We start from the raw sequence: 25,173 nt of genomic DNA on the forward strand, positions 1-25,173 counted from the left end.
CCTGGAAGGAACTCCCGAAAGTGAAGCTTCAGCGCATGAACCGGCGGGCCCTCACCCTCGGTGCTCTCGCCGTCTCCGGCGCCCTGGCCCTCACGGCGTGCGGCTCTGACGACAACGGCGGCAAGAGCAGCGGCAACGCCTCGTCGTCCGCGAACGCGAGCTCGATCAAGTGTGACAACGCCAAGGGTCAGCTGCTCGCCGATGGCTCGTCCGCGCAGAAGAACGCGATCGACGCGTGGGTGAAGAACTTCAGCACCGCCTGCTCCGGCGTCCAGATCAACTACAAGGGCGGCGGCTCCGGCGCCGGCGTCACCGCGTTCACCCAGGGCACCGTCGCCTTCGCCGGTTCCGACTCCGCGCTGAAGCCCGAAGAGGTCACCGCCTCCAAGAAGATCTGCACGGGCGGCGGCCAGGGCATCGACCTCCCGATGGTCGGCGGCCCGATCGCCCTCGGCTACAACGTCCCGGGTGTGGACAACCTGGTCCTGGACGCGCCGACCCTCGCCAAGATCTTCGACAGCAAGATCACCAAGTGGAACGACCCGGCGATCGCCGCGCTGAACAAGTCCGCCAAGCTGCCCGACCTCAAGATCCAGGCGTTCCACCGCTCGGACGAGTCCGGCACCACGGACAACTTCACCAAGTACCTGATCGCCGCCACCCCGGACAACTGGAAGTACTCCGGCGGCAAGGCCTGGCAGGCCAAGGGCGGCCAGTCCGCTCCGCAGTCCGCGGGTGTGGCCCAGCAGGTCAAGCAGACCGCCGGCGCCATCGGCTACTTCGAGCTGTCGTACGTGAGCGACGGCATCAAGGCGGTCAGCATCGACACGGGCGCCTCCGCCCCCGTCGCGCCCAGCACCGACAGCGCCACCAAGGCCATCGCCGACGCCAAGGTCGTCGGCACCGGCAAGGACCTGTCCCTCAAGCTGAACTACGCGACCAAGGCCGAGGGCGCCTACCCGATCACCCTGGTCACGTACGAGATCGTCTGCGACAAGGGCAACAAGGCGGACAGCCTCGCCGCCACCAAGGCGTTCCTGACCTACATCGCGTCCGAGGACGGCCAGAACGTTCTGGGCGGCATCAAGTACGCGCCGATGCCCGCTGAGATCATCACCAAGGTTCGCAGCACCATCGCGAGCATCAGCTGACCTGAGAGTGCGGCCGGGCCCCGCTCAGGGGTCCGGCCGCATCGTCCGGTGCACCGCCGCCAGGTGCCGCACGTCGCGTGTGACACCGCAGACCGGAGAACCCGATGGACATATCGACACAGCACACCGCAGCCCCTCCCCCAGCCCCCCGGTCGACCGTGACCGAGCAGAAGCGCGCGTCCCGCGGCACCACCCGACCCGGTGACCGGATCTTCCTCGGTCTCTCCCGCGGCTCGGGCATCCTCCTGTTGGTGATCATGGCCGCCATCGCGGTCTTCCTCACCTACCGTGCCTCCCTCGCCATCGGCAGGGACCACGGCAACTTCCTCACCACCTTCGAGTGGAACACCAACCTCAACCCGCCGGTCTTCGGCATCGCCGTCCTGGCCTTCGGCACGGTGGTCTCCTCGATCATCGCCATGGTCCTCGCGGTCCCGATCGCGGTCGCCATCGCGCTCTTCATCACGCACTACTCCCCGCGCAAGCTGGGCGGCACCATCGCGTACGTGATCGACCTGCTCGCCGCCGTGCCGTCCATCGTGTACGGCCTGTGGGGCGCACTCGTCCTCGTACCGCACATGAACGGCCTCTTCGGCTGGCTCAACTCCTACTTCGGCTGGACCGGGATCTTCTCCTGGGACGGCGGCGCCCCCCGCTCGATGCTCACCGTCGGCATCCTGCTCGCGATCATGATCCTTCCGATCATCACCAACGTGAGCCGCGAGGTCTTCCGCCAGGTCCCGCAGACGCATGAGGAAGCGGCCCTCGCCCTCGGCGCCACGCGCTGGGAGGTCGTCCGCATGTCGGTGCTGCCCTTCGGCCGCTCCGGCGTCATCTCCGCCTCGATGCTGGGCCTCGGCCGCGCGCTCGGCGAGACGATGGCCGTCGCGACCGTCCTGTCGCCGGACTTCCTGATCCACGGCAGCCTGCTCAACCCGGGCGGCGGCACCTTCGCCCAGAACATCGCCAGCAAGTTCAGCGAGGCGACGGCGGACGGCCGTGACGCGCTCATCGCATCCGGTCTGATCCTGTTCGTCATCACCCTGCTGGTCAACGGCGCGGCCCGCCTCATCATCGCCCGCCGCAAGGAGTACTCGGGGGCCAACGCATGAGCACCGCACCCATCGCCGACAAGCGCCCCAGCCCCCTGCGCGGCGCCAGCCTGCCGAAGTGGTCGCCCTGGGCGATCGCCGCGGGCGCGATCGTCCTCGCCTTGGCCATCGGGCTGCTCGGCGGTCTGCACAGCAAGATCCAGTGGGGTCTGATCGCCGCGATCCTCTTCGTCCTCGGTACGTACGGCATCGCCGCGCGCGTCGAGGGCCGCCGCCAGGCCAAGGACCGGGTCGCGACCAGCCTCGTCTGGGTCGCCTTCCTGATCGCCGTGGTGCCGCTCGTCTCCCTGCTCTGGACGACGATCAAGCGCGGTGTGAAGGTCCTCGACGTCTACTTCCTGAGCCACTCGATGGGTGTGGTCGCCGACTCCGAGCCGGGCGGCGGTATCTACCACGCCATCATCGGCAGCCTGGAGCAGGTGGGTCTGGCCACCATCATCGGTGCCCCGATCGGTGTGCTCACCGCGATCTACCTGGTGGAGTACGGGCGCGGCCACCTCGCCCGGGCCGTCACCTTCTTCGTCGACGTGATGACCGGTATCCCGTCGATCGTCGCCGGTCTGTTCATCCTCAGCCTCATGCTGATCTTCGACATGCAGCCCTTCGGCTTCGCCGGTTCGCTCGCCCTGGCCATCCTGATGATGCCGGTCGTGGTCCGCTCCACCGAGGAGATGCTCAAGCTCGTACCGAACGAGCTGCGTGAGGCATCCTTGGCACTGGGCGTGCCCAAGTGGCGCACCATCCTGAAGGTCGTCCTGCCGACCTCCATCGGCGGCATCACCACCGGCATCATGCTGGCGGTCGCCCGTATCGCCGGCGAGACCGCACCGGTGCTGCTGCTGGTGTTCGGCAACCGGTTCATCAACAACAACCCCTTCGAGGGTGCGCAGTCGTCGCTGCCGCTGTACATCTACCAGCAGTACGCGAACAGCGCGGGTGCCAACGCGGCGTACGACCGAGCCTGGGCGGCGTCGCTCACGCTGATCGCCTTCGTGATGATCCTCAACCTCGGGGCTCGCGGCATCGCCCGCTGGAAGGCCCCGAAGACCGGTCGCTGACGCGGCCTCCTCAGCGACCGATCTGAATCTCTGGAAGTGAAGCAGTCATGGCCAAGCGAATCGACGTAAGCGGACTCACCGCCTACTACGGCGCACACAAGGCGATCGAAGACATCTCGATGACGGTCGAGCCCCGCTCGGTGACGGCCTTCATCGGCCCCTCCGGCTGCGGCAAGTCGACCTTTCTGCGCACCCTCAACCGCATGCACGAGGTCACCCCCGGTGGCCGCGTCGAGGGCAAGGTGCTCCTGGACGACGAGGACCTGTACGGCAGCGGGATCGACCCCGTCGCCGTGCGCCGCACGATCGGCATGGTCTTCCAGCGCCCCAACCCCTTCCCCACCATGTCGATCTTCGACAACGTGGCGGCGGGCCTGCGCCTGAACGGCTCGTACAAGAAGTCCGAGCTCAGCGACGTCGTCGAGAAGTCCCTCAAGGGCGCGAACCTCTGGAACGAGGTGAAGGACCGCCTGAACAAGCCCGGCTCCGGCCTGTCCGGCGGCCAGCAGCAGCGTCTGTGCATCGCGCGGGCGATCGCGGTCGAGCCCCAGGTACTCCTCATGGACGAGCCCTGCTCCGCGCTGGACCCGATCTCCACCCTCGCCATCGAGGACCTGATCGGTGAGCTCAAGGAGCGCTTCACGATCGTCATCGTGACGCACAACATGCAGCAGGCCGCCCGCGTCTCCGACCGCACCGCGTTCTTCAACCTGGCCGCGGTCGGCCAGCCCGGCAAGCTCATCGAGATCGACGACACCGAGCGCATCTTCTCCAACCCGTCGGTCCAGGCCACGGAGGACTACATCTCCGGCCGCTTCGGCTAGGCCACCCATACCCCTCGCGGTGCTGCATGGCGGTGCCACCGCGAGGACGAGAAGGGCCCGCCCCTGGCTCCCGGGGGCGGGCCCGCTCGTTTTGCCCGTTTTTTTCAGAGGTACGGGGAACTGCGCAGTCTTTGGCGGGGGTTGCCCAGGGGCGCGGGGAACTGCGCAGTCTTTGGCGGGGGTCCGGGGGCGGCAGCCCCCGGATACGGGAAGGGCAGGGGCGGAGGGGGCGAGAACCCCGTGGGGACGCCCCCGCCCCTGCACCGCCCCGCCTACAGAACCGCCAGATTCACGACCCAGAAGCTCGCCGCAGCCACCAGCGCGGCCGCCGGCATGGTGATGAACCACCCCAGCACGATGTTCTTGGCGACGCCCCACCGCACCGCGTTCACCCGCTTCGTCGCCCCGACACCCATGATCGCCGAAGTGATGACATGCGTCGTCGAGATCGGCGCCTTGAACAGGAACGCCGTGGCGAACATGATCGACGCCCCCGTCGTCTCCGCCGCGAACCCCTGTGGCGGATCAAGCTCGATGATCTTCCGCCCCAGGGTCCGCATGATCCGCCACCCACCCGCGTACGTCCCCAGCGACAGCATCACGGCACAGATGATCTTCACCCACACCGGGATCGGATCGTCCGACTTCTGGACGTCGCCGATGACGAGTGCCATCACCACGACACCCATCGTCTTCTGGGCGTCCTGAAGACCGTGCCCGAGCGCCATCCCCGCCGCGGACACCGTCTGCGCGATACGGAACCCCCGCTTGGCCTTGTGCGGATTGGCCCGCCGGAACAGCCACATGATCGCGCACATGACCAGATAGCCGACGACCAGGCCGACGACCGGCGACAGGAACATCGGGATGATGACCTTGTCCACGACCCCGGACCACAGCACCTTCGTACCGCCCGCGAGCGCGGCCCCCACCAGCCCCCCGAACAACGCGTGCGAGGAGGACGACGGAAGCCCGAAGTACCAGGTGACCAGGTTCCAGGCGATCGCCCCGACGAGCGCGGCGAAGAGGATTCCCATCCCCTTCGACCCTTCGGGCGTCGCGATCAGCCCCTTGCTGACGGTGTTCGCCACCCCGCTCCCGAGGAAGGCACCGGCGAGGTTCATCACCGCGGCCATCGCGAGCGCCGCCCGCGGGGTCAGCGCCCGCGTGGACACGGACGTGGCGATGGCGTTCGCCGAGTCGTGGAAGCCGTTCGTATACGTGAATCCGAGCGCGACCAGAATGGTCACGACCAGCGCAAAGGTGTCCATGAAGGGGTCAGGACTCCTTGACGGCGATGGTCTCCACCGTGTTCGCCACGTGCTCGAACGCGTCGGCCGCTTCCTCCAGCACATCCACGATCTGCTTGAGCTTCAGCACGTCCATGGCGTCGTACTTGCCGTTGAAGAGGTGAGCGAGCAGCTTGCGGTGGATCTGGTCGGCCTGGTTCTCCAGCCGGTTGACCTCGATCCAGTACTCGGTGAGGTTGTCCATGGTCCGCAGGTTCGGCATGGCCTCGGCGGTCAGCTCGGCCGCGCGCGCCAGCACCTCGATCTGCTGCTCCACGCCCTTGGGCAGCTCCTCGACCTGATACAGCACGACCAGGTCGACGGCCTCCTCCATGAAGTCCATGATGTCGTCGAGGGACGAGGCCAGGTTGTAGATGTCCTCACGGTCGAACGGCGTGATGAAGGAGGAGTTCAACTGGTGGAAGATCGCGTGCGTGGCGTCGTCGCCGGCGTGTTCCGCGGCCCGCATACGCTCTGCGATCTCGGCCCGGCCGGCGGTGTCCGCCCCGAGCAGTTCCATCAGGAGCTTCGAGCCCGTGACGATGTTGTCCGCGGACGCGGAGAACATGTCGTAGAAGCTCGTCTCCCTGGGGGTCAGACGAAAGCGCACGTGGGGTCCTCGGGGTGCTTCGGTTCGGTCAGGCTGATGCTAGGCGCATCATCCGGCCACGGCTAATGGGCCGTCCCCCAGTGTCGCCCATCAGGAACAGTGATCAGCACGGGGTCCGGTCCCGCCGCCGGGCAAGGGCCCTATACCCAGCAAAGTTCGATACCATATACCCACTAGGGGTATATGTAAGTGGTGTTTCAGACAGGCTCGCCGACCGCACCGGACCGGTTCAGCACACACGGCACACACAACAGATCCAGCAGATCCAGCAGGAGGAACGCGATGACGACCACCGAGGCCGGATCGACGGCACCCTCCGGCGGGTCCGAAGAGGTTCAGCAGTCGCAGCAGCCGGGACGGCCAGGTCAGTCAGGTCAGTCAGGTCAGTCAGGTCAGTCACAGGAGATCGTGACCGACATCGTGACCGACCACGACCGCGGTATCCACGGCTACCACCAGCAGAAGGCCGAGCACCTCAAGCGCCTGCGCCGCATCGAGGGCCAGATCCGCGGCCTGCAGCGGATGGTCGACGAGGACGTCTACTGCATCGACATACTCACCCAGGTCTCGGCCTCCACGAAGGCCCTGCAGTCCTTCGCCCTCCAGCTCCTCGAGGAGCACCTGCGGCACTGCGTCGCGGACGCGGCCCTCAAGGGCGGCGACGAGATCGACGCGAAGGTGGAGGAAGCGACGAAGGCGATCGGCCGGCTGCTCCGCACCTGAGACCGTTCCACGGACCGGGGAACCGGACCCACCGGCGTCTCCGCGGCGTCTTCGGGGGCGGCCGTCCCCAGGGGCCCACTCGGCCTCCTCGACCCCCTCGCCCCTAGTGCGACCTACTCGCCGGCACCTTGGTCATGAACACGCTCTTCGGCCACTTTCAGCACCTCGTCGATGCTCTCCAGACTGAGCCGGTCCTCGTCGGCCGCCGAGGCCGCGATGATCAGGTCGCCGCACAGCTCGATCTCGGCGAGGGCCACGTGGTCCTGAACTGCCGTACCGCCGACCGGAGCCACGTGCATTCACCTCTTCCTGCCGTCACCGACTTCCTAGAGTAGGGAGCGCCCTACACACCGCGCATGGCACGGAAGGGCCATTTCCGGCCCCTCCCGGGAACCTAGTGCTCCGCTCCGGCCACACCCCTGAAGCTACTACTCCACTCTTCCGCTATTCCGCGATCTTCCCGGCGAAGATGTCCCCGGATTCCGGAAGGCGTACGTCGGCCGGGACTCCGAAGTCGTACAGCAGCGTCGTCGAGGCGACCGCGACGGTGCCCTTCTGCAGCCCGTTGACGAAGCTGAACCGGTGGCGGACCTTGCGCAGCCGTCCCTGGTCGTCGAGGTAGGCGTCGAACGGCACCTCGGCGGTGGCGAACCCTTTCGCCGCCGCCTTCAGCGCCTCCCGCTGCCCCTTCGAGGCGCCCTCCGCGGCGACGTTCAGATCGGCGGTCCCGCGATAGTGCCGCACCGGGGTCCCGGCCACCTCGGTCCTGCCCACATACGTCACCGTCCGCGCCCCGCGCAGCAGTTCGGCCGCCGCGTACGGGTCGGTGGCGCCGCCCGTGACCAGGTTCCCGTCGGAGAGACCGGCCGTGTCGACGCGGACCCACTTGTCTGCGGGGACGCCGGCGCCGCGGTTCTTCATGAAGAGGGCGCCCGGGGCGAGGAGTTCGGTGATCGGCCGGTGCTCGGCGGTGCCGGCCGGGTCCTGCGGCAGCAGCACCTTCAGCTGCCCCATCTGGTTCTTGAAGTCGTACACGCCCTCGCCGCGGATGGTGACGCGCGTCCCGCCGGTGGCCATCTCCATGGACGTACGGGCCTTCGCGGTGCCCGCGCGCTCCAGCGCGGCGGCGGCCCGGTGCAGCACCTCGACGGAGTCGGTGGCGGCGCGGGCGTCCTCGGCGGCGGCCCCGCCACCGGAACACCCCGTGGCACCGACCATCAGCCCCGCCACCACGGCTGCGACGACCGCCCGGCCGACCCGTCCTTCCGCCTGCGCCACCATCGCCTGCCGACCCCCAGCCGGTCCGTCCCGGGCCCTCCCTGTCGTTCCGGTTAACGACGAGTAGGGGCGGTCGTCACGCGGTGGCATCCCGTTCACTTGCCTTGGGTAACGTTGTCAGGGTGGCAGAGCAGGACGAGACCAACTCCTCCCCCGAACACCGGACCACGACGACCGAACAGGGCCGCTTCTGCGTAGCCCGCTGCGCCTGCGGCTGGCGCGGCCCGGCCCGTAGAGCCCGCAGCCTCGCCCGCGCGGACGCGCAGGCCCACTTCAGCCCGCCCGGCATGTGAGGCCCGTCCGGCATGTGAGCCCGTCCGGCGTTTGAGGACGAGGCCGTCCAGGCCGAAGCGGGGGTCTGGGGGCGGCAGCCCCCGGGGGCCAAGGGACGGGTAGGGGCGGAGGGGGCGAGAACCGCCCTACAGCGCCTGCGGAAACGTGAAGAAACGATTCGGGTCGTACTGGTGCTTCAGCGCCGTAAGACGCGTGGCCGCGTCGCCGTAGTACGCCTTGCGCCAGTCGGTGAGGCTCGCGTCCGTGTAGTTCTGATAGGCGGCACCCGACGCGTACCGGGACATCGCGTTGTGCGCCCCGGTCAGCCAGGACTGGGCGGCGCTGCCGGAGGTGCCCGCCCGCCAGGAGGCGATGTACTGGGCGAGCATGCGCGAGCGCCGGTGCACGAACGCCGTCGACGTGGGAGCCACACGGTTGACGGCGCCGCCCAGCGCCGTGAGCGCGACACTGCCCGCCCCGCCCCGGACCGACGACATCTGGTTGAGGAGCGTCTGGATACCGGCCGTGGAGATCGAGCGGTCGAAGAAGTCCGAGCGGGCCGCGTAGGTCTCCCGCCCGAGGGCGCCCGACGGTGAGCGGCCCGGCGTCGAGCCCGGCAGGTGGCACTGGGCGTCCGTCGAGAAGGACGAGCAGCCCGCGTACACCTCCATCGAGTCCTTGTACGAGCGCTTCTTGAGCGAGACGCTGCGCGCGGGAGCGCCGATCTTGTCGGCGAGGCGGTCCACGGCGTTCTGGAGTTCGCTGTAGGTGCCGAGGGAGAACGCCGCGATGGACACGGTGGGAGTGCCGCCCGCCGCGTTCGCGAGGTGGCAGGAGGACCAGATCTCGTCCGGCTGGTCCGGGCCCCACTCCTGCCAGGCCTTCACCACGGCGGCGGCCCTGGCCCACGGCCAGGTCATGTACGCCGAGACGGCCTGCGGCGCGGGGTGGGTTTTGAAGCGCAGCTCGGTGACGACGCCGAAGTTGCCGTTGCCGGCCCCGCGCAGGGCCCAGAAGAGGTCCTTGTTCTCACCGGCGTTCGCGACGAGCTGCTTGCCGTCCGCGGTGATCAGCGTCGCCTGGGTGAGGCTGTCGCAGGTCAGCCCGTACGCCCGGGAGACGACGCCGTGGCCGCCGCCGAGAGTCAGTCCGGAGACGCCGACGGTCGGGCAGGAACCGGCCGGTATCGTCACGCCCTTCGCGGCGAGGGCGCGGTAGACGTCGATCAGTTTCGATCCCGCTCCGACGACCGCCTCGTTCGCGGATGCCCGGATCTTGTTCAGCTTGGAGACGTCGATGACCAGGCGGCCGTCGCCGGAGGACCAACCGGCGTACGAGTGGCCGCCGTTTCGGATCGACACCTTGATGCCGTGGGCGCGGGCATAGTCCATGGTGGTGCGGATGTCGTCGGCGTGGGCTATGTACGCGACGGCGCTGGGCTTCAGGTTGTCGAAGCGCGTGTTGTACAGCTGGTGGGCGGCCGGCCAGCTGTGGTCGCCGGGGCGGACCAGTGCGCCGTCGAGCTCCCTGGCCAGAGCGGTCCAGTTGGCTGCGGCACGGGCGCCGGCGGTGGCCGTGCGTATGGACGTGCCGGTGGTCGCGTCCGTCACGGCCGCCGATGACGTGGCGGCCTTCGACGACGCCGTGCCGCCTCCGTCGCACGCGGCCGTCGTCGCCGCCGCGAGTGCGGCGGTCGCTCCGCCGATGAACATACGCCGTTGCATGTGCGCCTCCCGTGGGTTCCGTGGAACGAGACGGGCCCCCGATCTCAGGGGTTCCCAGGGAATGCCACAGAACCGCTACAGCATGGCGCATGGCTCTCCCAGCCCGTCCGGCGGCTGAGGACGAGGCCGTTCAGGCCGAAGCGGGGGTCTGGGGGCGGCAGCCCCCAGGACCTAGGGCTGAGGGCGGCAGCCCCCCAGGTAGGGGACGGGCAGGGGCGGAGGGGGGCGAAACCCCCCGAGCCCAGCCTCCCGGACCGCGGCCCCCAGCCACCTACGCAGCCAGATCCCGCTCCTCAGGCAGCTCGGCCCGGGCGCCGGGAATCAGCGCGCCCTCCCCGGAGGGCACCCGCGCGCGGATCAGCCACCCCGCCCGCGGCGCCCGCTCCACGGCCTTCATGACAGGCGTCAGCAGCGCCATCGCGAGCGGGGACAGCAGCAGAGCGACCGCCGTGCCGAGGGCGAACCCGCCGACGACGTCCGTCGGGTAGTGCACGCCCATGTACACCCGGCAGAAGCCTTCGAGCAGCGCGAGCCCTATTCCGACGAACCCGAACTTCCGGTTGGCGACGAACAGCCCGACGGCCATTGCCATGGTGAGCGTCGCGTGATCGCTGACGAAGGAGAAGTCGGACTTGCCGGACACAAGAACGTCCAGCCCCTGGTGATCGACGAAGGGGCGGGGTCTCTCCACGAAACCCCGTATCGGCATGTTCACCAGCACCGCGATACCGGCCGCCAGCGGCGCCCACACCAGCGCGGCCACCGAGGACGCGGCGTCGCCGTCGCCCCGCCGCCGCACGGTCCACCAGCACCACAGCACCAGCAGGACCATGGCGAGCAGCAGCCCGTACTCACCGACGAATTCCATGCCCCGGTCGAACCAGTGGGGCGCGGCCTTGGCCAGGCCGTTGATGTCATAGAGCAGGTCGACGTCGGGGTTCGAACCGGATTCGGCGAGTCCAGCCATGGTGCTGCGGCCCCTTCGTCGTCTTGCCTGCGAGCGCAGCCCTTCGTGCGCCGCTCGATCCACCCCCGTGGTCGTAGAACCGCTAGAACCGGAACCGTTGGAACCGCCAGAACCGCGTCATAGATCAGTGCTACGTCAAAAGGAACGCACAGTCCCCTCTACTACGTTCCACCCTCCACTGAATGATCACGCAGACGTTATCGAAGAGAGACACATCGCCGCAGCTCAGGGGGTGGGTTCAGGCGCCTTCACACGGAGGTGGGCAACGCTTTCGCGCCATCTTCGGTCACCCGGGTGGCGCCGAAGTAGTCGGGGGTGTCGACGGGGTCGAAGCGGATGACGGCGCCCGACCGCGGCGCGTCGATCATGTAGCCGCCACCGACATAGATCCCCACGTGCCGAATGGTCTGCGAATTGGTGAGGTCGTCCGAGAAGAAGACCAGATCTCCCGGCAGCAACTCGGACCGCTTCGGGTGCGGCCCGGCGTTGTACTGGTCATTGGCGACCCGCGGAAGCCGGACCCCCACACTCTCGTACGCGGCCTTCGTCAGCCCCGAGCAGTCGAAACGTCCGCCCTGGTCAGCGGTGCCGTTGCCGCCCCACAGGTAGGGCGTGCCGAGCTTCTTCTGGGCGTACGTGATCGCCGCCGCGGCCTGCTTCGAGGGGTCCACCCGGGTCACCGGCGCGGCGAAACTCTTCTCCAGCGTCGTGATCGTCTTCACGTAGTTCCGGGTCTCCTTGTACGGCGGCACGCCCCCGTACTTGATGACCGCGTAGGCCCCCGCGTTATAGGCGGCGAGCATGTTCTCCGTGACGTTCCCCGGCGCGTTCTTCACGTAGGAGGCGAGCTGGCAGTCGTACGAAGCGGCCGACGGAATCGCGTCATTCGGATCCCATACGTCGCGGTCGCCGTCCCCGTCGCCGTCCACGCCGTGCGTGGCCCAGGTCCCCGGAATGAACTGCGCTATTCCCTCGGCTTTCGCCGGACTCTTCGCATTCGGATTGAATCCGCTCTCCTGGTACAGCTGCGCGGCCAGCAGCGCCGGGCTGATGGCGTCACACAGATTGCCCCACTTCTGTACGAGCGTCTGGTACGCGGCCGGTACGGCACCCTTGGCGAGCGCGCGGGAGCCTCCGCCGACCCCGTTCGCGAGGTTCCCCGCGACCAAGTAGACGCCGACGACGAGCAGCATCATGAAGCTGATCCCGGCCCCGACGGCAGCGGTCGCTACGATCCATGCCTTACGCACCGTCAACCGCCCCTCGCCGCCCAGGAGTCCGCCGCCGTCAGTCTAGAGGCGGCCGCCGCGCGAGGGGACGATCACACACAAGGAGAAACCGCACGTGGCGACCCCGCCCCCGTACCAGAACGCGCCTCAGGGCAACCCCTTTGCCCCGCAAGGCGGTTACGCGCCAAACGGGGCCCCGGCGGCGCCGGCGCATGGCTCATTCGGCACGCAGGACGCGTATGGAACGCAGAACTCGGCGTACGGGCAGAACCCGGCGTACGGGGCCCAGAACCCGGTGTACGGCGCGCCGAACCCCGCGCCCGGCCAGAACCCCTACGCGTCCGCTGGGGGCTACGCCCCGGCCCCGCCCCTCACCCCCGCCTGCCGCATATGTGCCACGCAGCCGGCCGGGGACATGACCATCCGTCAGCACACGGGTCTGCTGGTCGCGATGCGGTTCTCCAAGATGGAGGGCCCGTTCTGCCGTTCGTGCGCCACCGCGATCCACCGGGAGATGACGACGAAGACCCTGGCGGGCGGCTGGTGGAGCCCGGTGTCGCTGGCCCTCTTCACCCCCCTCACCCTCCTCTGGAACCTGTACGTCCGCACGAAGATCAGGAAGCTCGCGCACCCGACGACGCCGTCCCCGACCGGGGTGGTCATGGACCAGGGCAAGCCGGTCTTCCAGCGCCCGCTGGCCTACGTGGTCCTGCTGCTGCCCCTGCTCTGGCTCGCGGCCTACATCTCCAACGAGGTCAGTTCGTAGAGCGGTTCGTCGAGCGGTTCGTCGAGCGGGCAGTGCTCGCAGTGCTCGTAGTGACGGCCTGGTGGTAGAGCTCCGCGACCTCGGTCTTGAAGACGACGCTGAACGAGACGTCGTCGGTGTCCCCGCCCTGCTGGTGGCCGCCGATGACGCCGACGACCTCCCCGTCGCCGTTCACCCAGGGGCTACCGCTCGTGCCCCCGGCGAACCCGGGACAGCCGATGCGCTGTTGCGTACTGCTGTGGACGGTGGGCTTGTTGGTGCAGGTGATCGCCGTGTCGAGGGTGCTGGGGTACCCGGTGACGGTGACGGCCGTCGACCCGGTGGCGCGCCCGGAGGCGAAGAGGTTCCCACCCCCGACGACGTCTTCGACGCCGTGCCCGTCCTTGTCGGCGAGGACGGCGAAGGCGACGTCGGTGTCCTCGTCCTGATCGCTCGTCCACCCCTCGGGGACGAAGGTCCCCTGGACCTCCCAGTAGCCGTACGGCGCCTTGCCGTCCCGGTACCCGGGCGCGAAGCGCAGGGTTCCGCCCCCGTCCACGCAGTGCGCGGCGGTCACGATCAGGTCCCGCCCCGCGCTGTGCACGACGGAAGCGGTGCAGAAGTGCCCGCCGCTGCCGTGGAACAGCGCACCCACGCGAGCGGTCTGCCTGGTCACGGCGCTGTGGACGGTCACCCCGAGCGGCCCGGGGCCGGCGTCCGCCGCCGCCACGGAGGACGACGTCACGGCCGCCACCAGCACGACCGCCCCGAGAAGGGCGTGCCGGCGGGTGCCAGGGGGACGAGTGGTGCGCTTCATCGCCCCTCACCTTGCCGCAGGTCGGTGAGAAAAACCCTGAGGGCACACTAAATGTCTCCTGTGAACCACCCCCGCCGGGTCCGCCCCCGCCCCCGTGCAGCGGGAATCCCACGGGCCGTGCACCTCGACAGAGCGGCGACCCGAGCCTCGCCATGCTCGGGGCCGCCCTCCGGGCCTTCGCCGCCCTCGTCCACGTGCTGAAGGAGGACGACCGCCGTGGCCGAAATCCCCCAGAGCCCGCACCGCACTTGTCAAAAGCCCCTGAGAACACTGTGAGTTGAGTCAAGCCACCGCCAGCTTCCAGCCATCCCGCGGCCATGGAGCGGTCACGCGCACGCCTCGTTCGTAAGGCGGAAGTCAGGATTCCAGAAGCCTCTTGTTGTCGCGTACTCAACAAGGGATGGTCATCCGCGGGCCGCTCGGCCCACCGCCGGGGACCGCGTACCGGCGGCGCACCCGCACTGCCCCTGTCAAACACTCTCAGGAGGCTGTACGTTGCGTACCTCATCCCCCCAAAGACCTTCCTCGCGCGGCAGCCTGCGCCGCGTCGGCGCGGCCGCGTTCGGCACCGCGGCCCTCGTCCTCGCCGCCTTCGGCAACGCCGGAGCGGCCGACGCCCAGGCCGGCGTCGCGAAGGTCACCCCCCACGTGAGCTGGACCCGGGCCTGCGCGACGCCCACCAAGGCGGACGTCGCCGCCTGCAACGCCAAGCGCGTCACCAGCGGCGTCACCGAGTACCTGGCGGAGAAGGCGTACGCCAAGGGCGTCACCCCGAAGGCCGCCGACGCCTCCACCCCGTCCGGCTTCGGGCCAACCGACCTCCAGGCCGCGTACGGCCTGACCTCCGCCGCGGCCTCCAACGGCGCCGGCGAGACCATAGCCATCGTCGACGCGTACAACGACCCCAACGCCGAGGCGGACCTGGCGACCTACCGCTCGTACTACGGCCTGTCGGCCTGCACCACCGCCAACGGCTGCTTCAAGAAGGTCAGCCAGACCGGCTCGACGACCTCCCTGCCGAGCAGTGACACCGGCTGGTCCGAGGAGATCTCCCTCGACCTGGACATGGCCAGCGCCATCTGCCCGAAGTGCAACATCCTGCTCGTCGAGGCGACGTCCGCCACCATGGCCAACCTCGGCAAGTCCGTGAACGAGGCGGTCACCCTCGGCGCCAAGTACGTCTCCAACAGCTACGGCGGCTCCGAGTCCTCCTCCGACACCACGTACGACACCTCGTACTTCAAGCACGCCGGCGTCGCCATCACCGTCAGCGCGGGCGACTCGGGCTACGGCGCCGAGTACCCGGCGGCCTCGCAGTACGTCACCTCCGTCGGCGGCACCGCGCTGACCAAGGCCACCTCCACCACCCGGGGCTGGACCGAGGCGGTCTGGAAGACCAGCAGCACCGAGGGCACCGGCTCCGGCTGCTCCGCGTACGACGCCAAACCGAGCTGGCAGACCGACACCGGCTGCACCAAGCGCACCATCTCCGACGTCTCGGCGGTCGCCGACCCGGCCACCGGCGTCTCGGTCTACGACTCGTACGGCATCACGGCGGGCTGGTACACCTTCGGCGGTACGAGCGCCTCGTCACCGATCATCGCGGGCGTCTACGCCCTCGCGGGCACCCCGTCGTCCAGCTCCTACCCGGCGAAGTTCCCGTACACGGCGGCCGGCACCTCGGCCCTCAACGACGTCACCTCGGGCAACAACGGCAGCTGCACCACCAGCTACCTCTGCACCGCCACGTCCGGCTATGACGGCCCGACCGGCTGGGGCACCCCGGAGGGAGTCGCGGCCTTCACCGGCTGACCTTCAGGGAGCGGGGGGCCGCCGGGAAGACGTGGGGATCCCCGGCAGCACCTGAGGAACGGGCCGCGGCAACCAGCCGCGGCCCGTTTTCCCGTGCCGGGAGACGGGAGATAGCCTGGGGACACCGACGCGACGGCCCGTCAGAAGCGGGACCCATGCCCGGCGTACACACAAGGCGGCCGGGGCGTGCGCTTCGTAGAAGGGGTTAACGACGGAACCACACCACAGGTTCCGCTCCGACTTCATTGCCCGGCGTGACCGGCCGTGATACACAGAGTGACCATACGACTCTTCGCATACCGGCGCACGCCCCCGCCAGGGTCCCGCGTACGCCGGCGGCAAGGGTTTCGTACGAAACCCGCCAACCAATGACGTCAAGTCGACATACGACAGCGACATTGTCGGCGAGAATGGGCCCGACCTCTGCGCGCAGTGGCAGGGGGTGCAGAACTACCCAATAGGGGCGGTGACTTACATGCTTTTCGCAGCCGATAAGGGCGACATCACCACGATCATCGGCGGGATCGCTCCGGACTGGGGTCCCTTCGGCAGCCTCGGCAACGAAGCGAAGGTGATGATCGAGGTCGTGATGGCGGTCGCCATCCTGCTCTGCCTCGGCATCGCGATCTGGGGCGCGGCCAAGCAGCGCATCGGCGCGACCGCCCTGCGCGACACCTTCAGCGCCGAACAGGGCAAGGGCCTCATCATCGCGGGCCTCACCGGAGTGTTCATCATCGGATCCCTCGGCACGCTCTTCACCATCGTGTACGGCATGGCTGTCTGAGCCCGGCCACGCCTGGCGCACCGTCAGTCCCGGCCGGGCACGCCCGGATCCCCTCCCCTCCGACCCACCCGTCCGTCGTGCCCACCGGCTGAGGTTGCGTTTCCCTGATGTCGAGTCACCACACCGCGCCCGCGCGGGAACCAGCACGGCTACCGTCGTACTACTTGGTTCAGCGAGAGGTTGAGGGGGCGTACGCGACATGAGTCTCGGTGACGAACCCGGCTACGGCGACACCTCGCGCGGCGAGGACGGCGGGTACGGCGGCTCCGGCCAGACCCGGACCCGTCTCCCCGACCGCCCGGGCGACGTCTACGGCGGCGCGCGCCGCGGCCGCTCCTCCTCCCGGAGCCTGATCACGCTCGTCGGCGTCGTCGTCCTCCTGATCGCCGCCATCGCCTTCGCGAACCGTGGCGGGGACGATCCCTCTTCTTCCGGGAACGGGGGCAGCGACAAGGCCAAGACCTCCCCTACGACAGCCTCGGGCACGCGCCCGGTGGAGTCGAAGGTGGCGGGCATCCCGGCGGGGTTCGCGCACAGTGAGCAGGGGGCGGAGAGCGCGGCGGCGAATTACGCGGTGGCGTTGGGTTCGACGGGCATGTTCAACACGGAGCAGCGGCACGCAATCGTCAACGCCGTGTACGCACCCGACGTCGCCGCCGCGCGGCTGCCTGACTTGGACACGGCGTACTCCAGCGAGAAGTTCCTGACCAACATCGGCCTGAACAAGGACGGATCCGCGCCGGCCGGGGAGACCTTCATCTCGCGGATCATCCCCGTGGGCACCAAGGTCACCGCCTCCGGCGCCGACAGCGCCACGGTCGAGCTCTGGTACACGTCGCTCTTCGGCCTCTCCGGCAACGGGTCCACGAACCCCGTCTCCGAGAGCTGGTACACGACGACCTATCAGCTGGAGTGGATCAACGGGGACTGGAAGGTCACCGACTTCACGCAGAAGGACGGGCCGGTGCCGGTCGGCCGGGACCAGAAGGCTTCCACCGCCGACGACATGACCAAGGCTGTCGAGGAGTACGGAGGGTTCACCTATGCCCGCTAACCATCGCGTACTCAAGCTGACCGCGACAGTGGCAGCGGTGCAGTCGGCTGCCGTCCTGCTCGCCACCAAGGCCCTGGCTGCCCCCAGCCCCACGCCCACCGGCAATGCCTGCGACCTCGTCCGCGGCCCCGCCAAGAAGTACTGCGAGGGCGACAGCAAGGGCACCATCAGCCCCACTGACCCCACCTCCACCCTCGACCCCCTCTCCTCCCTCGCGAAGGGCTGCGCCGACGCCGCCTCCTGGACCATCGACAAGCTCTCCGCCGCGGTCAAGGACACGGCGAACGTCGACTTCACGAACCCGAAGTTCCTCCAGCAGTACGCCGTGGTCTTCGCGGCGTCGACGATCCTGACGCTGCTCCTGTGGCTGCTGGCCGTGGCGAAGAGAGCGGTGCGGGGCGTCCCGCTCACCACGGCACTGTCGGAGGCGATCGGGTTCCTGTGGCTGACGGTGCTGGCGTCCGCCTTCACGCCGCTGATCCTCTACACCGTCGTATCGGCGACGGACGGCGTCACCGAGGTGCTCGCGAAGACGACCGGCAATCAGACGGACACCTTCTTCGGGACGTTCTCCGGCGCGCTGAGCAAGGGGGAGAACATCGGCGGCGGCCCGATCATGCTCATCGTCGTGTCGCTGGTGTCGATCCTCGCGGCCGGCGTCCTCTGGCTGGAGCTGGTCATCCGGGCCGCTCTCCTCTACGTAGGCGCCCTGCTCGGCACCGTCGTGTACGCGGGCCTGGTCGACAAGAACCTGTGGGGACACGTCCGCCGCTGGGCCGGGATCATGATCGCGGTGATCCTGGTCAAACCGGTCATCGTGATCGTGCTGGGTCTGGCCGGGGCACTGTCCACCGACAGCGGCCCCGACGCGTTCTCCGCCGTCGTGTCCGGCCTCGCCATCATCCTGCTCGCCATCTTCGCCAGCGCGATGATCTACCGCTTCGTCCCCGGCTTCGGCGACGAGATCGCGGGCTCCCGCAACAACCGCATCATGCAGGGCGCCGAGAGCAAGGCCGCGGCCGTGATCAGCTCCCCGGCCACCCTGGTCGCGCAGGGCATCAAGACCCACAGTTCCCGCGCCGACAACAACGGCGGCGGTGGAGGAGGGGGCGGCAACAGCCAGCCGCGCCCCGCCAACCCCGCGTCCGGCGGTGTGGCCGCGCACAGCACGCGTACGCCGAACGGAGGCGGCGGATCTGTCCCCTCCGCCGCACCCCCGCCGCGTACCAGCCCGGCCAACACCCCGCACGCGAGCAACACCCGCAACAGCAGTACCAACCGCACGGGAGGTGAAGGGCGTTGACGACCGAGTCCCATGTGTCCCATCCGGTCACGCCCCGCCGTACATATCTGATCGGCCGCGCCCGGCCGAACGCGATCGTCGGCCGGAATCGCGAGTCCGGCGAGATCGCGCTCATCATCGCGGGCGCGTTCCTGGGCATGATGTGCGGCTTGCTCGTCCCGGTCCTGTCGCTGCGGATCGTCCTGCTCATGGGCTTCCCGCTCCTCGCACTCGCCGCGGTGTACGTCCCGTACAAGCGGCGCACGTTCTACAAGTGGTTCGAGATCAACCGCAGTTACAAGCGCAGCCTGCGCCGGGGCACGGCGTACCGCAGCAATGTGATGGAGGCCGGTACCCGCCTCGACGGCAAGGAGGTCGAGATCGGGCCGCCGCCCGGCATCGGCCGGATCTCCTGGCTCGCCGCCCCCTTCGGGCCCGACGAAATCGCCGTACTCCTGCACGCCGACCGGCGCACGGTGACGGCCGCCATCGAGATCGAGGGGCCGGGCGTCGGCCTGCGCGACTCCGAGGACCAGGAAGCGCTCGTCGACCGCTTCGGGACCCTCCTCAAGCACGTCGCGAACGGCGACGGCTTCGTCACCCGGCTGCAGATGCTGGCCCGTACGCTCCCGGCCGACCCCGACGCCCACGCCAAGGACGTCGCCGTGCGCGGGGACGAGAAGGCTCCCGGCTGGCTGATGCAGTCGTACGACCAGCTCCAGTCCATGGTGTCCACGAGCAGCGAGCAGCACCGGGCGTACCTCGTGGCCTGCATGCACTACTCGCGCGAACTCGCCGCCGAGGCGCAGGCGATGGCGCGGGCGGCGCGCCCCCAGGGCGGGAAGAAGCTGGACCGGGACGCGGGGCTCGCGGTCGTCATGGCGCGTGAGCTCACCGACATCTGCTCGCGGCTCCAGGAAGCCGACATCCGCGTACGGCAGCCGCTCGGTCAGGGGCGGCTCGCCTCCCTCGTGCACTCGATGTACGACCCCGACCACCCGATCGACCACATCCAGGCGATGACGAAACGGAACGCCTGGCCGGCGGAGCTGGACGCCATGGAGCCCACCTACCTCCAGGCGAAGACCCGTGAGTCCTCCACCCGCGCGCCCTGGTGCCACGCCACGGCCTGGGTGAAGGAGTGGCCGATGACCCCGGTGGGCGTCAACTTCCTCGCCCCGCTGCTCGTCCACACCCCGGACGTCATCCGCACCGTGGCCGTGACGATGGACCTCGAACCCACCGAGGTCGCGATCGAACGCATGCTGACCGAGAAGACGAACGACGAGGCCGAGGCCAGTCGCGCCGCCAAGATGAACCGGACCGTGGACCCCCGCGACGTCGCCTCGCACAACCGCCTGGACCAGCGGGGCGAGGACCTCGCCAGCGGCGCGGCCGGCGTGAACCTCGTCGGCTACATCACGGTCTCCGCCCGCTCGCCGGAAGCCCTCGCGCGCGACAAGCGGACCATCCGCGCCTCGGCCGGGAAGTCGTATCTGAAGCTGGAATGGTGCGACCGCGAGCACCACCGCGCCTTCGTCAACACACTGCCGTTCGCCACCGGAATCCGCAGGTAGGAGCTGATGTTCTGATGCGGGATCCGCTGTCCGCCGCCACGGACGCCTTCACGTCCTTCCTCTTCGGCAAGGTCGAGACGACCCGCCTCCCCGTACGCACATCCACGGGCCAGGCCCAGGCGGTCTACCTGCCGACCGCCGCGCCGGGCCTGGGGGACTCCGGCGTGATCATCGGCCGCGAGGTGTACTCCGGGAAGGGCTACATCTACGACCCCTTCCAGCTGTACGGGCAGCAGCTCCCGGCGCCGCACTGGCTGGTCCTCGGCGAGTCGGGCAACGGCAAGTCGGCGCTCGAGAAGACGTATGTGCTCCGGCAGTTGCGCTTCCGCGACCGTCAGGTCGTCGTCCTCGACGCCCAGGGCGAGGACGGCGTCGGCGAATGGAACCTGATCGCGGAAGAGCTGGGAATAACTCCCATCCGCCTCGACCCGACCGCCGCCCTCGACATGGGCATCCGCCTCAACCCGCTCGACCCGGCGATCACGACGACGGGCCAGCTGGCCCTGCTCCGCACGATCATCGAGGTCGCGATGGGCCACGGCCTCGACGAGCGCTCGGGCTTCGCCCTGAAGGTCGCGCACGCCTACGTCAACGAGACGATCGTCGAGCGCCAGCCCGTCCTGATGGACATCGTCGAGCAGCTACGGCACCCCGAGCCGGAGTCGGCCGAGGCGATGAACGTCGCCATAGACGACGTACGGGCCTGGGGCCTGGACGTGGCGCTGGTCCTGGACCGTCTGGTCGACGGTGACCTGCGGGGCATGTTCGACGGCCCCACGACGGTCGGCATCGACCTGGACGCCCCTCTCATCGTCTTCGACCTGTCCCACATCGACCGGAACTCGATCGCCATGCCGATCCTGATGGCGATCGTGGGCGTGTGGCTGGAGCACACCTGGATCCGCCCCGACCGGAAGAAGCGCATCTTCCTCGTCGAGGAGGCCTGGCACATCATCAACAGCCCGTTCGTGGCCCAGCTCTTCCAGCGGCTGCTGAAGTTCGGCCGCCGTCTGGGCCTGTCGTTCGTGGCGGTGGTGCACCACCTGTCCGACGTCGTGGACGGAGCGGCGGCGAAGGAGGCCGCGGCGATCCTGAAGATGGCGTCGACACGGACGATCTACGCCCAGAAGGCGGACGAGGCACGCTCGACGGGACGGGTCCTCGGCCTGCCCAGGTGGGCGGTGGAAATCATCCCGACGCTGACCCCCGGCATCGCGGTGTGGGACGTGAACGGCAATGTTCAGGTGGTCAAACACCTCATCACCGAGACCGAGCGCCCGCTCGTCTTCACCGACCGCGCCATGACCGAGTCCTCCGCGGACCTCCTCTCCGACGACGCGCTGCGCGCCGCGGAGTTGGAGGCGGAGGAGCGCGCGGCCGCCTTCATGGAACAGCACCTCAGCGATCTCGACGGCTCCTCCGAGTCCACGGTGGCGTGAGCGTGAGCGTGGGCGGAGAGGTGGCGTGAGATGAGACAGGATCCGCGCGGGCATCGCGACGGGGAAGGCGGCATCCCTGACGGGCTGTTGATCGGGGTACTGGCCTTCCTCCTCGGCATGACCCTGATGGTCTGGACGGCGACGGGCCTCGCGGGCTGGTTCGCCCGCGGCGCCTGGCCGGACGCGGTCACCTTCACCCGTACGCCCCTGGCCATGCGCCATCTGATCGGGCAGCCACATGACATGGCGGGCGCCTGGCCGGACACCCCTGAAGCCCAGCTCTCCGGTTACGGCCTCTTCTGGGGCCTGTTCATCGGCCAGTTGATGGTGCTGCTGGTACTGACGGTGTTCGTGATGGGCACGGTGGCCCGGTGGAGGGCCGGCAGAGCGAGACGCAGGGCGCAGGGCGACACGGCGACGGGGTACGACACGGCGTACGGCACGGGGATAGGGCTGCCGAGACAGGCGAGGGAGCCACAGACGCCGGCGACTCCTTCGAGGGGTCCCTTGGCCGCTGACGGTGAACGGGCAGGCGGGTGGGAAACCGCTCGCGCCGCAGGAGCGGCGGCAGAGCCCACAGCCGCGCCGCAGCCGATGCCGACGGCTCCCCTGGCGGCGGGGGGTGAACAGGCGGGCGGGCGGGAAAACACCCTCGCCGAAGGCGCGGCCCCGCCAAGGACGACGACGGCCCCCCGGCCGGCACCCACCGCACGGACGGTCGTCCTCGGCCCCGCCGAATACCGCCACCCCACGGCCACCCAGGCGGTACGGGACGCGGAGGGCCCAGCCCTGGTGGTCACCTCGAACCCCCACACCTGGTCGGAGACCAAGGACGCCCGAGCGAAGCTCGGCCCCGTCCTCCTCTACGACCCCACGCACCTGTGCGACACCCCGGCCCGCCTCCACTGGTCCCCCGCGACAGGCTGCGAGGACAAGGCGACGGCGGCGGCCAGAGCGGCAGCCCTTCTCACCCCCGTACGCCCCACCGCCAAGGTCGACCAGGCCATGGCAGACGTCGCGGAAACGCTCCTGCGCAGTTATCTGCACGCAGCGGCCGTGGAGGGCAAACCCTTCCGCCACGTCCATCGCTGGGCCCAGGGCAGCCAGGTACAGGACGCCGTACGAGCCCTCCGTACGAACCCCAAGGCCGCGTCCGGGGCGGCCGGCGAACTCGAAGCCGTCCTCACCTCGCACCCCGAACGCCGCGACATCGCCCAGGAGTTGACGGCCCGCGCACTGTCCTCGCTCTTCACGGTCAATATCCGCGAGGCCTGCACTGCGAACCGAAATGACAGCCTCGCCTTGGATTCCTTCGTCAACGAAGGGGGCACGCTTTATGTGGTCGGTGAACCCATCGAGGACCCCAAGGCGAACCCCGGCGCGATGCCGCTCCTGACGGCCCTCGCCTCAAGCGTGGTCGAGCGCGGCCGGCGCATGGCCGAACGGTCATCCTCCGGTCGCCTCGACCCACCACTGACCCTCGTCCTGGACGACGTCGCCGCCGTGGCCCCGCTCCCCCAGCTCCCGGACCTCCTGTCCACCGGAGCCGCACGGGGCCTCCCGACCCTCGCCCTGCTCCGGTCCCGGGAACAGGCGAGGTCCCGCTGGCCCGAGTACGAACTCCCCGTCTAGGGCCGGACCCCCGCGTTCACCCGCTCGATCACGAGCTCCAGCTCAAGCTCTCCCTTGTCCCCCGGCGCAGCCACGGTCCGCCCGCTCGGCACGAATCCGGCCTTCCGGTAGAACGCCTCGGCACGCGAGTTCTTCTCGTGCACGAAGAGCCGCACCCGGTCGAGCCCGATCCCCCAGGACCACTCAAGGGCGGCGTCGAAGAGCGCTCCGGTCACACCGATGGCACTCCCCCGGTGCTCGGGCCGCACGTAAACCCCCACCAGATGTCCCTGGCGCCGCTCGACCACGTCCCCGCTGAAGTCCCGCTCGCCGGCCTCCTCGACCAGCACGGTCACGCTCCCGCCCCACACCCCGTCCGCGTCCTCGGCGACGAACTGCTGCCGCTCCGCCGTCCCTTCGGCCGCCCCGGCCGCCCGCTCCTGCCAGTACGCGTCGGACCTGGCCGCGGCGTCCTCGTAGCTCTCCAGGAACGCGAGATGTGCCACGGGGTCCTGGAGGGCGTCGAGCCGGAGCTCCTTCACCTTGGCCCACTCGTCGGTGCGTATGGAACGGATCACGTGGTTCATGCGGGCCACGGTAGTACGCGCCCCCGACATCACCCACCGGTTATCCCCTTCGCCGGCCGCCGATGCCCTCCCTGCCGATCCCCTCGTCCGACCCCGCCGACGCTTTCCTTGTCCACCCTGCCGACACCCGCCGTCCGGGCCCCCGTCATGCTCTTCCCAGTACGCACATTGATCCCAGGGAGAACACCGCATGACCAAGGTCCAACTCGAGGAACTCCGCGAGGTCATCCACCCCGCGGGCAAACTGGACAGCAGGGCGGAGCACTGGGCCGGCCGCCTCTATATGCGTGCGCTGTCCCTGCGGGTGACCCGCCTGATGCTGGGCACGCGGTTCTCTCCGAACCAGATCACGACGGTGATGGTCTTCGCGGGCGTCCTCTCCGGAGTCGCCCTGGTCGTCCCGGGCCTGGGAGGCGCCGTACTCTCCGTCGTCTTCATGCAGCTGTATCTGCTGCTGGACTGCGTGGACGGCGAAGTCGCCCGCTGGCGCAAGCAGTTCAGCCCGCTCGGCGTCTACCTGGACCGTCTCGGCGCCTATCTCGCCGACGCCGCCGTCATGGTCGGCATGGGCATCCGCGCCGCCGAACTCGGCCTGAACCTCTACCTGGTGGCGGGCCTTGCGGCGGCCATCGGCGTGCTGCTCCTGAAGTCGTCCTCCGACCTGGTCCACGTGGCCCGCTCCGACAGCGGCATGGCGAAGGCCACCGACCAGTCGGTCGTGCCGCGCTCCAGCGGTCTCGCCCGAGTCCGCCGCCTCACCTCGGCCGTCGGCCTCCACCGCCTGGTCAACGGCATCGAGTGCACCATCCTGCTGCTGGTGACGGCGATCGCCGACCTGGCACTCGGCGACCTGACGGCGACGAAGATCGCGACCGTCGCCGTGACAGGGATCGTGTGGCTGCTCGTCCCGGCCCACATCGTCTCGATCGTCGCGTCGTCCCGCCTGAAGTAGTCCTCCCTATCGGTACGGCCCCCACTCCCGCGGGGAGTAGGGGCCGTACCACGAGGGCGACGGCCAGCATCATCACGGATATCACCTATCCAGCATGACGTGGACATGACCGTCTAGTGAACGCGAAAAAGCCCCAACTCCGGGTGCATACCCAAGAGTTGAGGCTTTTTCTCAAATTTAGTTCGGCGGCGTCCTACTCTCCCACAGGGTCCCCCCTGCAGTACCATCGGCGCTGTAAGGCTTAGCTTCCGGGTTCGGAATGTAACCGGGCGTTT

At 69.1% G+C, this 25,173-nt stretch carries 24 protein-coding genes and 1 rRNA gene; 15 read left to right on the plus strand and 10 right to left on the minus strand.

Annotation, left to right across the window (positions count from 1 at the left end; translation table 11 throughout):
• The first annotated feature begins 20 nt into the window (after positions 1-20).
• The 4 genes from pstS (at position 21) to pstB (ending at position 4,145) form a co-directional block, all read left to right on the plus strand.
• A complete protein-coding gene (gene pstS / locus ACFVXA_RS15405) occupies positions 21-1,151 on the plus strand; it encodes a phosphate ABC transporter substrate-binding protein PstS (protein ID WP_362026905.1) in 1,131 nt (376 codons plus the stop codon).
• A 104-nt stretch (positions 1,152-1,255) separates the two neighbouring features.
• Complete coding sequence (pstC, locus tag ACFVXA_RS15410; protein ID WP_362026908.1) at positions 1,256-2,263, plus strand: phosphate ABC transporter permease subunit PstC; 1,008 nt, start codon at positions 1,256-1,258, stop codon at positions 2,261-2,263.
• Positions 2,260-3,321, plus strand: a complete 1,062-nt coding sequence (gene pstA, locus ACFVXA_RS15415) for a phosphate ABC transporter permease PstA (RefSeq protein WP_362026911.1) — start codon at positions 2,260-2,262, stop codon at positions 3,319-3,321. Before pstC ends, pstA begins: the two co-directional genes overlap by 4 nt.
• A 47-nt stretch (positions 3,322-3,368) precedes the next feature.
• Positions 3,369-4,145, plus strand: coding sequence for a phosphate ABC transporter ATP-binding protein PstB (gene pstB, locus ACFVXA_RS15420; protein ID WP_362026914.1), 777 nt, complete (start codon positions 3,369-3,371; stop codon positions 4,143-4,145).
• 272 nt (positions 4,146-4,417) lie between these two features.
• Here pstB and ACFVXA_RS15425 read toward each other — a convergent pair whose 3' ends face one another.
• Positions 4,418-5,416 (minus strand): inorganic phosphate transporter, encoded by a 999-nt coding sequence (locus ACFVXA_RS15425; RefSeq protein ID WP_362026917.1) that lies wholly within the window; start codon positions 5,414-5,416, stop codon positions 4,418-4,420.
• A 7-nt stretch (positions 5,417-5,423) separates the two neighbouring features.
• Positions 5,424-6,044: a DUF47 family protein gene (locus tag ACFVXA_RS15430; protein ID WP_327429850.1), complete on the minus strand. Its 621-nt coding sequence runs from the start codon at positions 6,042-6,044 to the stop codon at positions 5,424-5,426.
• 282 nt (positions 6,045-6,326) lie between these two features.
• On the opposite strand from ACFVXA_RS15430, the gene ACFVXA_RS15435 reads away from it, so the two are divergent.
• A complete protein-coding gene (locus tag ACFVXA_RS15435) occupies positions 6,327-6,767 on the plus strand; it encodes a metal-sensitive transcriptional regulator (RefSeq protein ID WP_390025237.1) in 441 nt (146 codons plus the stop codon).
• A 113-nt stretch (positions 6,768-6,880) separates the two neighbouring features.
• On the opposite strand, the gene ACFVXA_RS15440 is transcribed toward ACFVXA_RS15435, so the two are convergent.
• Both ACFVXA_RS15440 and ACFVXA_RS15445 read right to left on the minus strand, forming a co-directional pair.
• Positions 6,881-7,066 (minus strand): hypothetical protein, encoded by a 186-nt coding sequence (locus ACFVXA_RS15440; protein ID WP_383748124.1) that lies wholly within the window; start codon positions 7,064-7,066, stop codon positions 6,881-6,883.
• 145 nt (positions 7,067-7,211) lie between these two features.
• Positions 7,212-8,048, minus strand: coding sequence for a hypothetical protein (locus ACFVXA_RS15445; RefSeq protein ID WP_389932314.1), 837 nt, complete (start codon positions 8,046-8,048; stop codon positions 7,212-7,214).
• Positions 8,049-8,167: 119 nt separating this feature from the next.
• On the opposite strand from ACFVXA_RS15445, the gene ACFVXA_RS15450 reads away from it, so the two are divergent.
• Positions 8,168-8,338, plus strand: coding sequence for a hypothetical protein (locus ACFVXA_RS15450; RefSeq protein WP_383748122.1), 171 nt, complete (start codon positions 8,168-8,170; stop codon positions 8,336-8,338).
• A gap of 126 nt (positions 8,339-8,464) precedes the next feature.
• Here the strand turns inward: ACFVXA_RS15450 and ACFVXA_RS15455 are convergent, their stop codons facing one another.
• The 3 genes from ACFVXA_RS15455 to ACFVXA_RS15465 form a co-directional block, all read right to left on the minus strand.
• Complete coding sequence (locus ACFVXA_RS15455) at positions 8,465-10,042, minus strand: FAD-binding oxidoreductase (RefSeq protein ID WP_362026934.1); 1,578 nt, start codon at positions 10,040-10,042, stop codon at positions 8,465-8,467.
• Between the two features lie 271 nt (positions 10,043-10,313).
• On the minus strand, positions 10,314-11,009 hold the full coding sequence (locus ACFVXA_RS15460; protein WP_383748120.1) for a phosphatase PAP2 family protein: 696 nt from the start codon (positions 11,007-11,009) through the stop codon (positions 10,314-10,316).
• Between the two features lie 248 nt (positions 11,010-11,257).
• A complete protein-coding gene (locus ACFVXA_RS15465; RefSeq protein ID WP_390025239.1) occupies positions 11,258-12,265 on the minus strand; it encodes an NlpC/P60 family protein in 1,008 nt (335 codons plus the stop codon).
• A gap of 88 nt (positions 12,266-12,353) precedes the next feature.
• Here ACFVXA_RS15465 and ACFVXA_RS15470 point away from each other — a divergent pair, with 88 nt between their 5' ends.
• Positions 12,354-13,004, plus strand: coding sequence for a hypothetical protein (locus ACFVXA_RS15470; RefSeq protein ID WP_390025241.1), 651 nt, complete (start codon positions 12,354-12,356; stop codon positions 13,002-13,004).
• Here the strand turns inward: ACFVXA_RS15470 and ACFVXA_RS15475 are convergent.
• A complete protein-coding gene (locus ACFVXA_RS15475; RefSeq protein WP_383900867.1) occupies positions 12,994-13,800 on the minus strand; it encodes a trypsin-like serine peptidase in 807 nt (268 codons plus the stop codon). The two genes, ACFVXA_RS15470 and ACFVXA_RS15475, sit on opposite strands and share 11 nt — an antisense overlap.
• A gap of 495 nt (positions 13,801-14,295) precedes the next feature.
• Here ACFVXA_RS15475 and ACFVXA_RS15480 point away from each other — a divergent pair, with 495 nt between their 5' ends.
• The 7 genes from ACFVXA_RS15480 to ACFVXA_RS15510 all read left to right on the plus strand — a co-directional run bounded on the left by ACFVXA_RS15480 (position 14,296) and on the right by ACFVXA_RS15510 (position 23,380).
• Positions 14,296-15,612, plus strand: coding sequence for a peptidase S8 (locus ACFVXA_RS15480; protein WP_390025243.1), 1,317 nt, complete (start codon positions 14,296-14,298; stop codon positions 15,610-15,612).
• A gap of 475 nt (positions 15,613-16,087) precedes the next feature.
• Positions 16,088-16,396, plus strand: a complete 309-nt coding sequence (locus tag ACFVXA_RS15485; protein WP_028804304.1) for a hypothetical protein — start codon at positions 16,088-16,090, stop codon at positions 16,394-16,396.
• A 199-nt stretch (positions 16,397-16,595) separates the two neighbouring features.
• Complete coding sequence (locus ACFVXA_RS15490) at positions 16,596-17,450, plus strand: hypothetical protein (RefSeq protein WP_390025245.1); 855 nt, start codon at positions 16,596-16,598, stop codon at positions 17,448-17,450.
• Positions 17,440-18,753 (plus strand): hypothetical protein, encoded by a 1,314-nt coding sequence (locus ACFVXA_RS15495; protein ID WP_389758536.1) that lies wholly within the window; start codon positions 17,440-17,442, stop codon positions 18,751-18,753. The genes ACFVXA_RS15490 and ACFVXA_RS15495 overlap by 11 nt, the downstream gene beginning before the upstream one ends.
• Positions 18,750-20,309, plus strand: a complete 1,560-nt coding sequence (locus tag ACFVXA_RS15500) for an SCO6880 family protein (RefSeq protein ID WP_362026960.1) — start codon at positions 18,750-18,752, stop codon at positions 20,307-20,309. Before ACFVXA_RS15495 ends, ACFVXA_RS15500 begins: the two co-directional genes overlap by 4 nt.
• A gap of 14 nt (positions 20,310-20,323) precedes the next feature.
• Positions 20,324-21,748: an ATP-binding protein gene (locus tag ACFVXA_RS15505; protein WP_383748107.1), complete on the plus strand. Its 1,425-nt coding sequence runs from the start codon at positions 20,324-20,326 to the stop codon at positions 21,746-21,748.
• A gap of 30 nt (positions 21,749-21,778) precedes the next feature.
• Complete coding sequence (locus ACFVXA_RS15510; RefSeq protein WP_389758539.1) at positions 21,779-23,380, plus strand: type IV secretory system conjugative DNA transfer family protein; 1,602 nt, start codon at positions 21,779-21,781, stop codon at positions 23,378-23,380.
• Here the strand turns inward: ACFVXA_RS15510 and ACFVXA_RS15515 are convergent.
• Positions 23,377-23,946, minus strand: a complete 570-nt coding sequence (locus ACFVXA_RS15515; protein ID WP_390025247.1) for a GNAT family N-acetyltransferase — start codon at positions 23,944-23,946, stop codon at positions 23,377-23,379. The two genes, ACFVXA_RS15510 and ACFVXA_RS15515, sit on opposite strands and share 4 nt — an antisense overlap.
• A 190-nt stretch (positions 23,947-24,136) precedes the next feature.
• On the opposite strand from ACFVXA_RS15515, the gene ACFVXA_RS15520 reads away from it, so the two are divergent.
• Entirely contained in the window at positions 24,137-24,898 is a 762-nt protein-coding gene (locus ACFVXA_RS15520; protein ID WP_383900879.1) for a CDP-alcohol phosphatidyltransferase family protein, read from the plus strand.
• Between the two features lie 180 nt (positions 24,899-25,078).
• On the opposite strand, the gene rrf is transcribed toward ACFVXA_RS15520, so the two are convergent.
• Positions 25,079-25,173 (minus strand): 5S ribosomal RNA (rrf, locus tag ACFVXA_RS15525); the annotation flags it as partial.

This window comes from Streptomyces sp. NPDC058246, assembly GCF_042881985.1.
In the GTDB taxonomy this organism is placed as follows: Bacteria; Actinomycetota; Actinomycetes; order Streptomycetales; family Streptomycetaceae; genus Streptomyces.

Excerpts from the sequence above, each read along its gene's own strand:
- pstC (WP_362026908.1), top strand. The coding sequence starts at position 1,256 with ATGGACATATCGACACAGCACACCGCAGCCCCTCCCCCAGCCCCCCGG.
- pstA (WP_362026911.1), top strand. The coding sequence starts at position 2,260 with ATGAGCACCGCACCCATCGCCGACAAGCGCCCCAGCCCCCTGCGCGGC.
- pstB (WP_362026914.1), top strand. The coding sequence starts at position 3,369 with ATGGCCAAGCGAATCGACGTAAGCGGACTCACCGCCTACTACGGCGCA.
- ACFVXA_RS15425 (WP_362026917.1), bottom strand. The coding sequence starts at position 5,416 with ATGGACACCTTTGCGCTGGTCGTGACCATTCTGGTCGCGCTCGGATTC.
- ACFVXA_RS15435 (WP_390025237.1), top strand. The coding sequence starts at position 6,327 with ATGACGACCACCGAGGCCGGATCGACGGCACCCTCCGGCGGGTCCGAA.
- ACFVXA_RS15440 (WP_383748124.1), bottom strand. The coding sequence starts at position 7,066 with ATGCACGTGGCTCCGGTCGGCGGTACGGCAGTTCAGGACCACGTGGCC.
- ACFVXA_RS15445 (WP_389932314.1), bottom strand. The coding sequence starts at position 8,048 with ATGGTGGCGCAGGCGGAAGGACGGGTCGGCCGGGCGGTCGTCGCAGCC.
- ACFVXA_RS15455 (WP_362026934.1), bottom strand. The coding sequence starts at position 10,042 with ATGCAACGGCGTATGTTCATCGGCGGAGCGACCGCCGCACTCGCGGCG.
- ACFVXA_RS15460 (WP_383748120.1), bottom strand. The coding sequence starts at position 11,009 with ATGGCTGGACTCGCCGAATCCGGTTCGAACCCCGACGTCGACCTGCTC.
- ACFVXA_RS15475 (WP_383900867.1), bottom strand. The coding sequence starts at position 13,800 with ATGAAGCGCACCACTCGTCCCCCTGGCACCCGCCGGCACGCCCTTCTC.
- ACFVXA_RS15485 (WP_028804304.1), top strand. The coding sequence starts at position 16,088 with ATGCTTTTCGCAGCCGATAAGGGCGACATCACCACGATCATCGGCGGG.
- ACFVXA_RS15490 (WP_390025245.1), top strand. The coding sequence starts at position 16,596 with ATGAGTCTCGGTGACGAACCCGGCTACGGCGACACCTCGCGCGGCGAG.
- ACFVXA_RS15495 (WP_389758536.1), top strand. The coding sequence starts at position 17,440 with ATGCCCGCTAACCATCGCGTACTCAAGCTGACCGCGACAGTGGCAGCG.
- ACFVXA_RS15505 (WP_383748107.1), top strand. The coding sequence starts at position 20,324 with ATGCGGGATCCGCTGTCCGCCGCCACGGACGCCTTCACGTCCTTCCTC.
- ACFVXA_RS15510 (WP_389758539.1), top strand. The coding sequence starts at position 21,779 with ATGAGACAGGATCCGCGCGGGCATCGCGACGGGGAAGGCGGCATCCCT.
- ACFVXA_RS15515 (WP_390025247.1), bottom strand. The coding sequence starts at position 23,946 with ATGAACCACGTGATCCGTTCCATACGCACCGACGAGTGGGCCAAGGTG.
- ACFVXA_RS15520 (WP_383900879.1), top strand. The coding sequence starts at position 24,137 with ATGACCAAGGTCCAACTCGAGGAACTCCGCGAGGTCATCCACCCCGCG.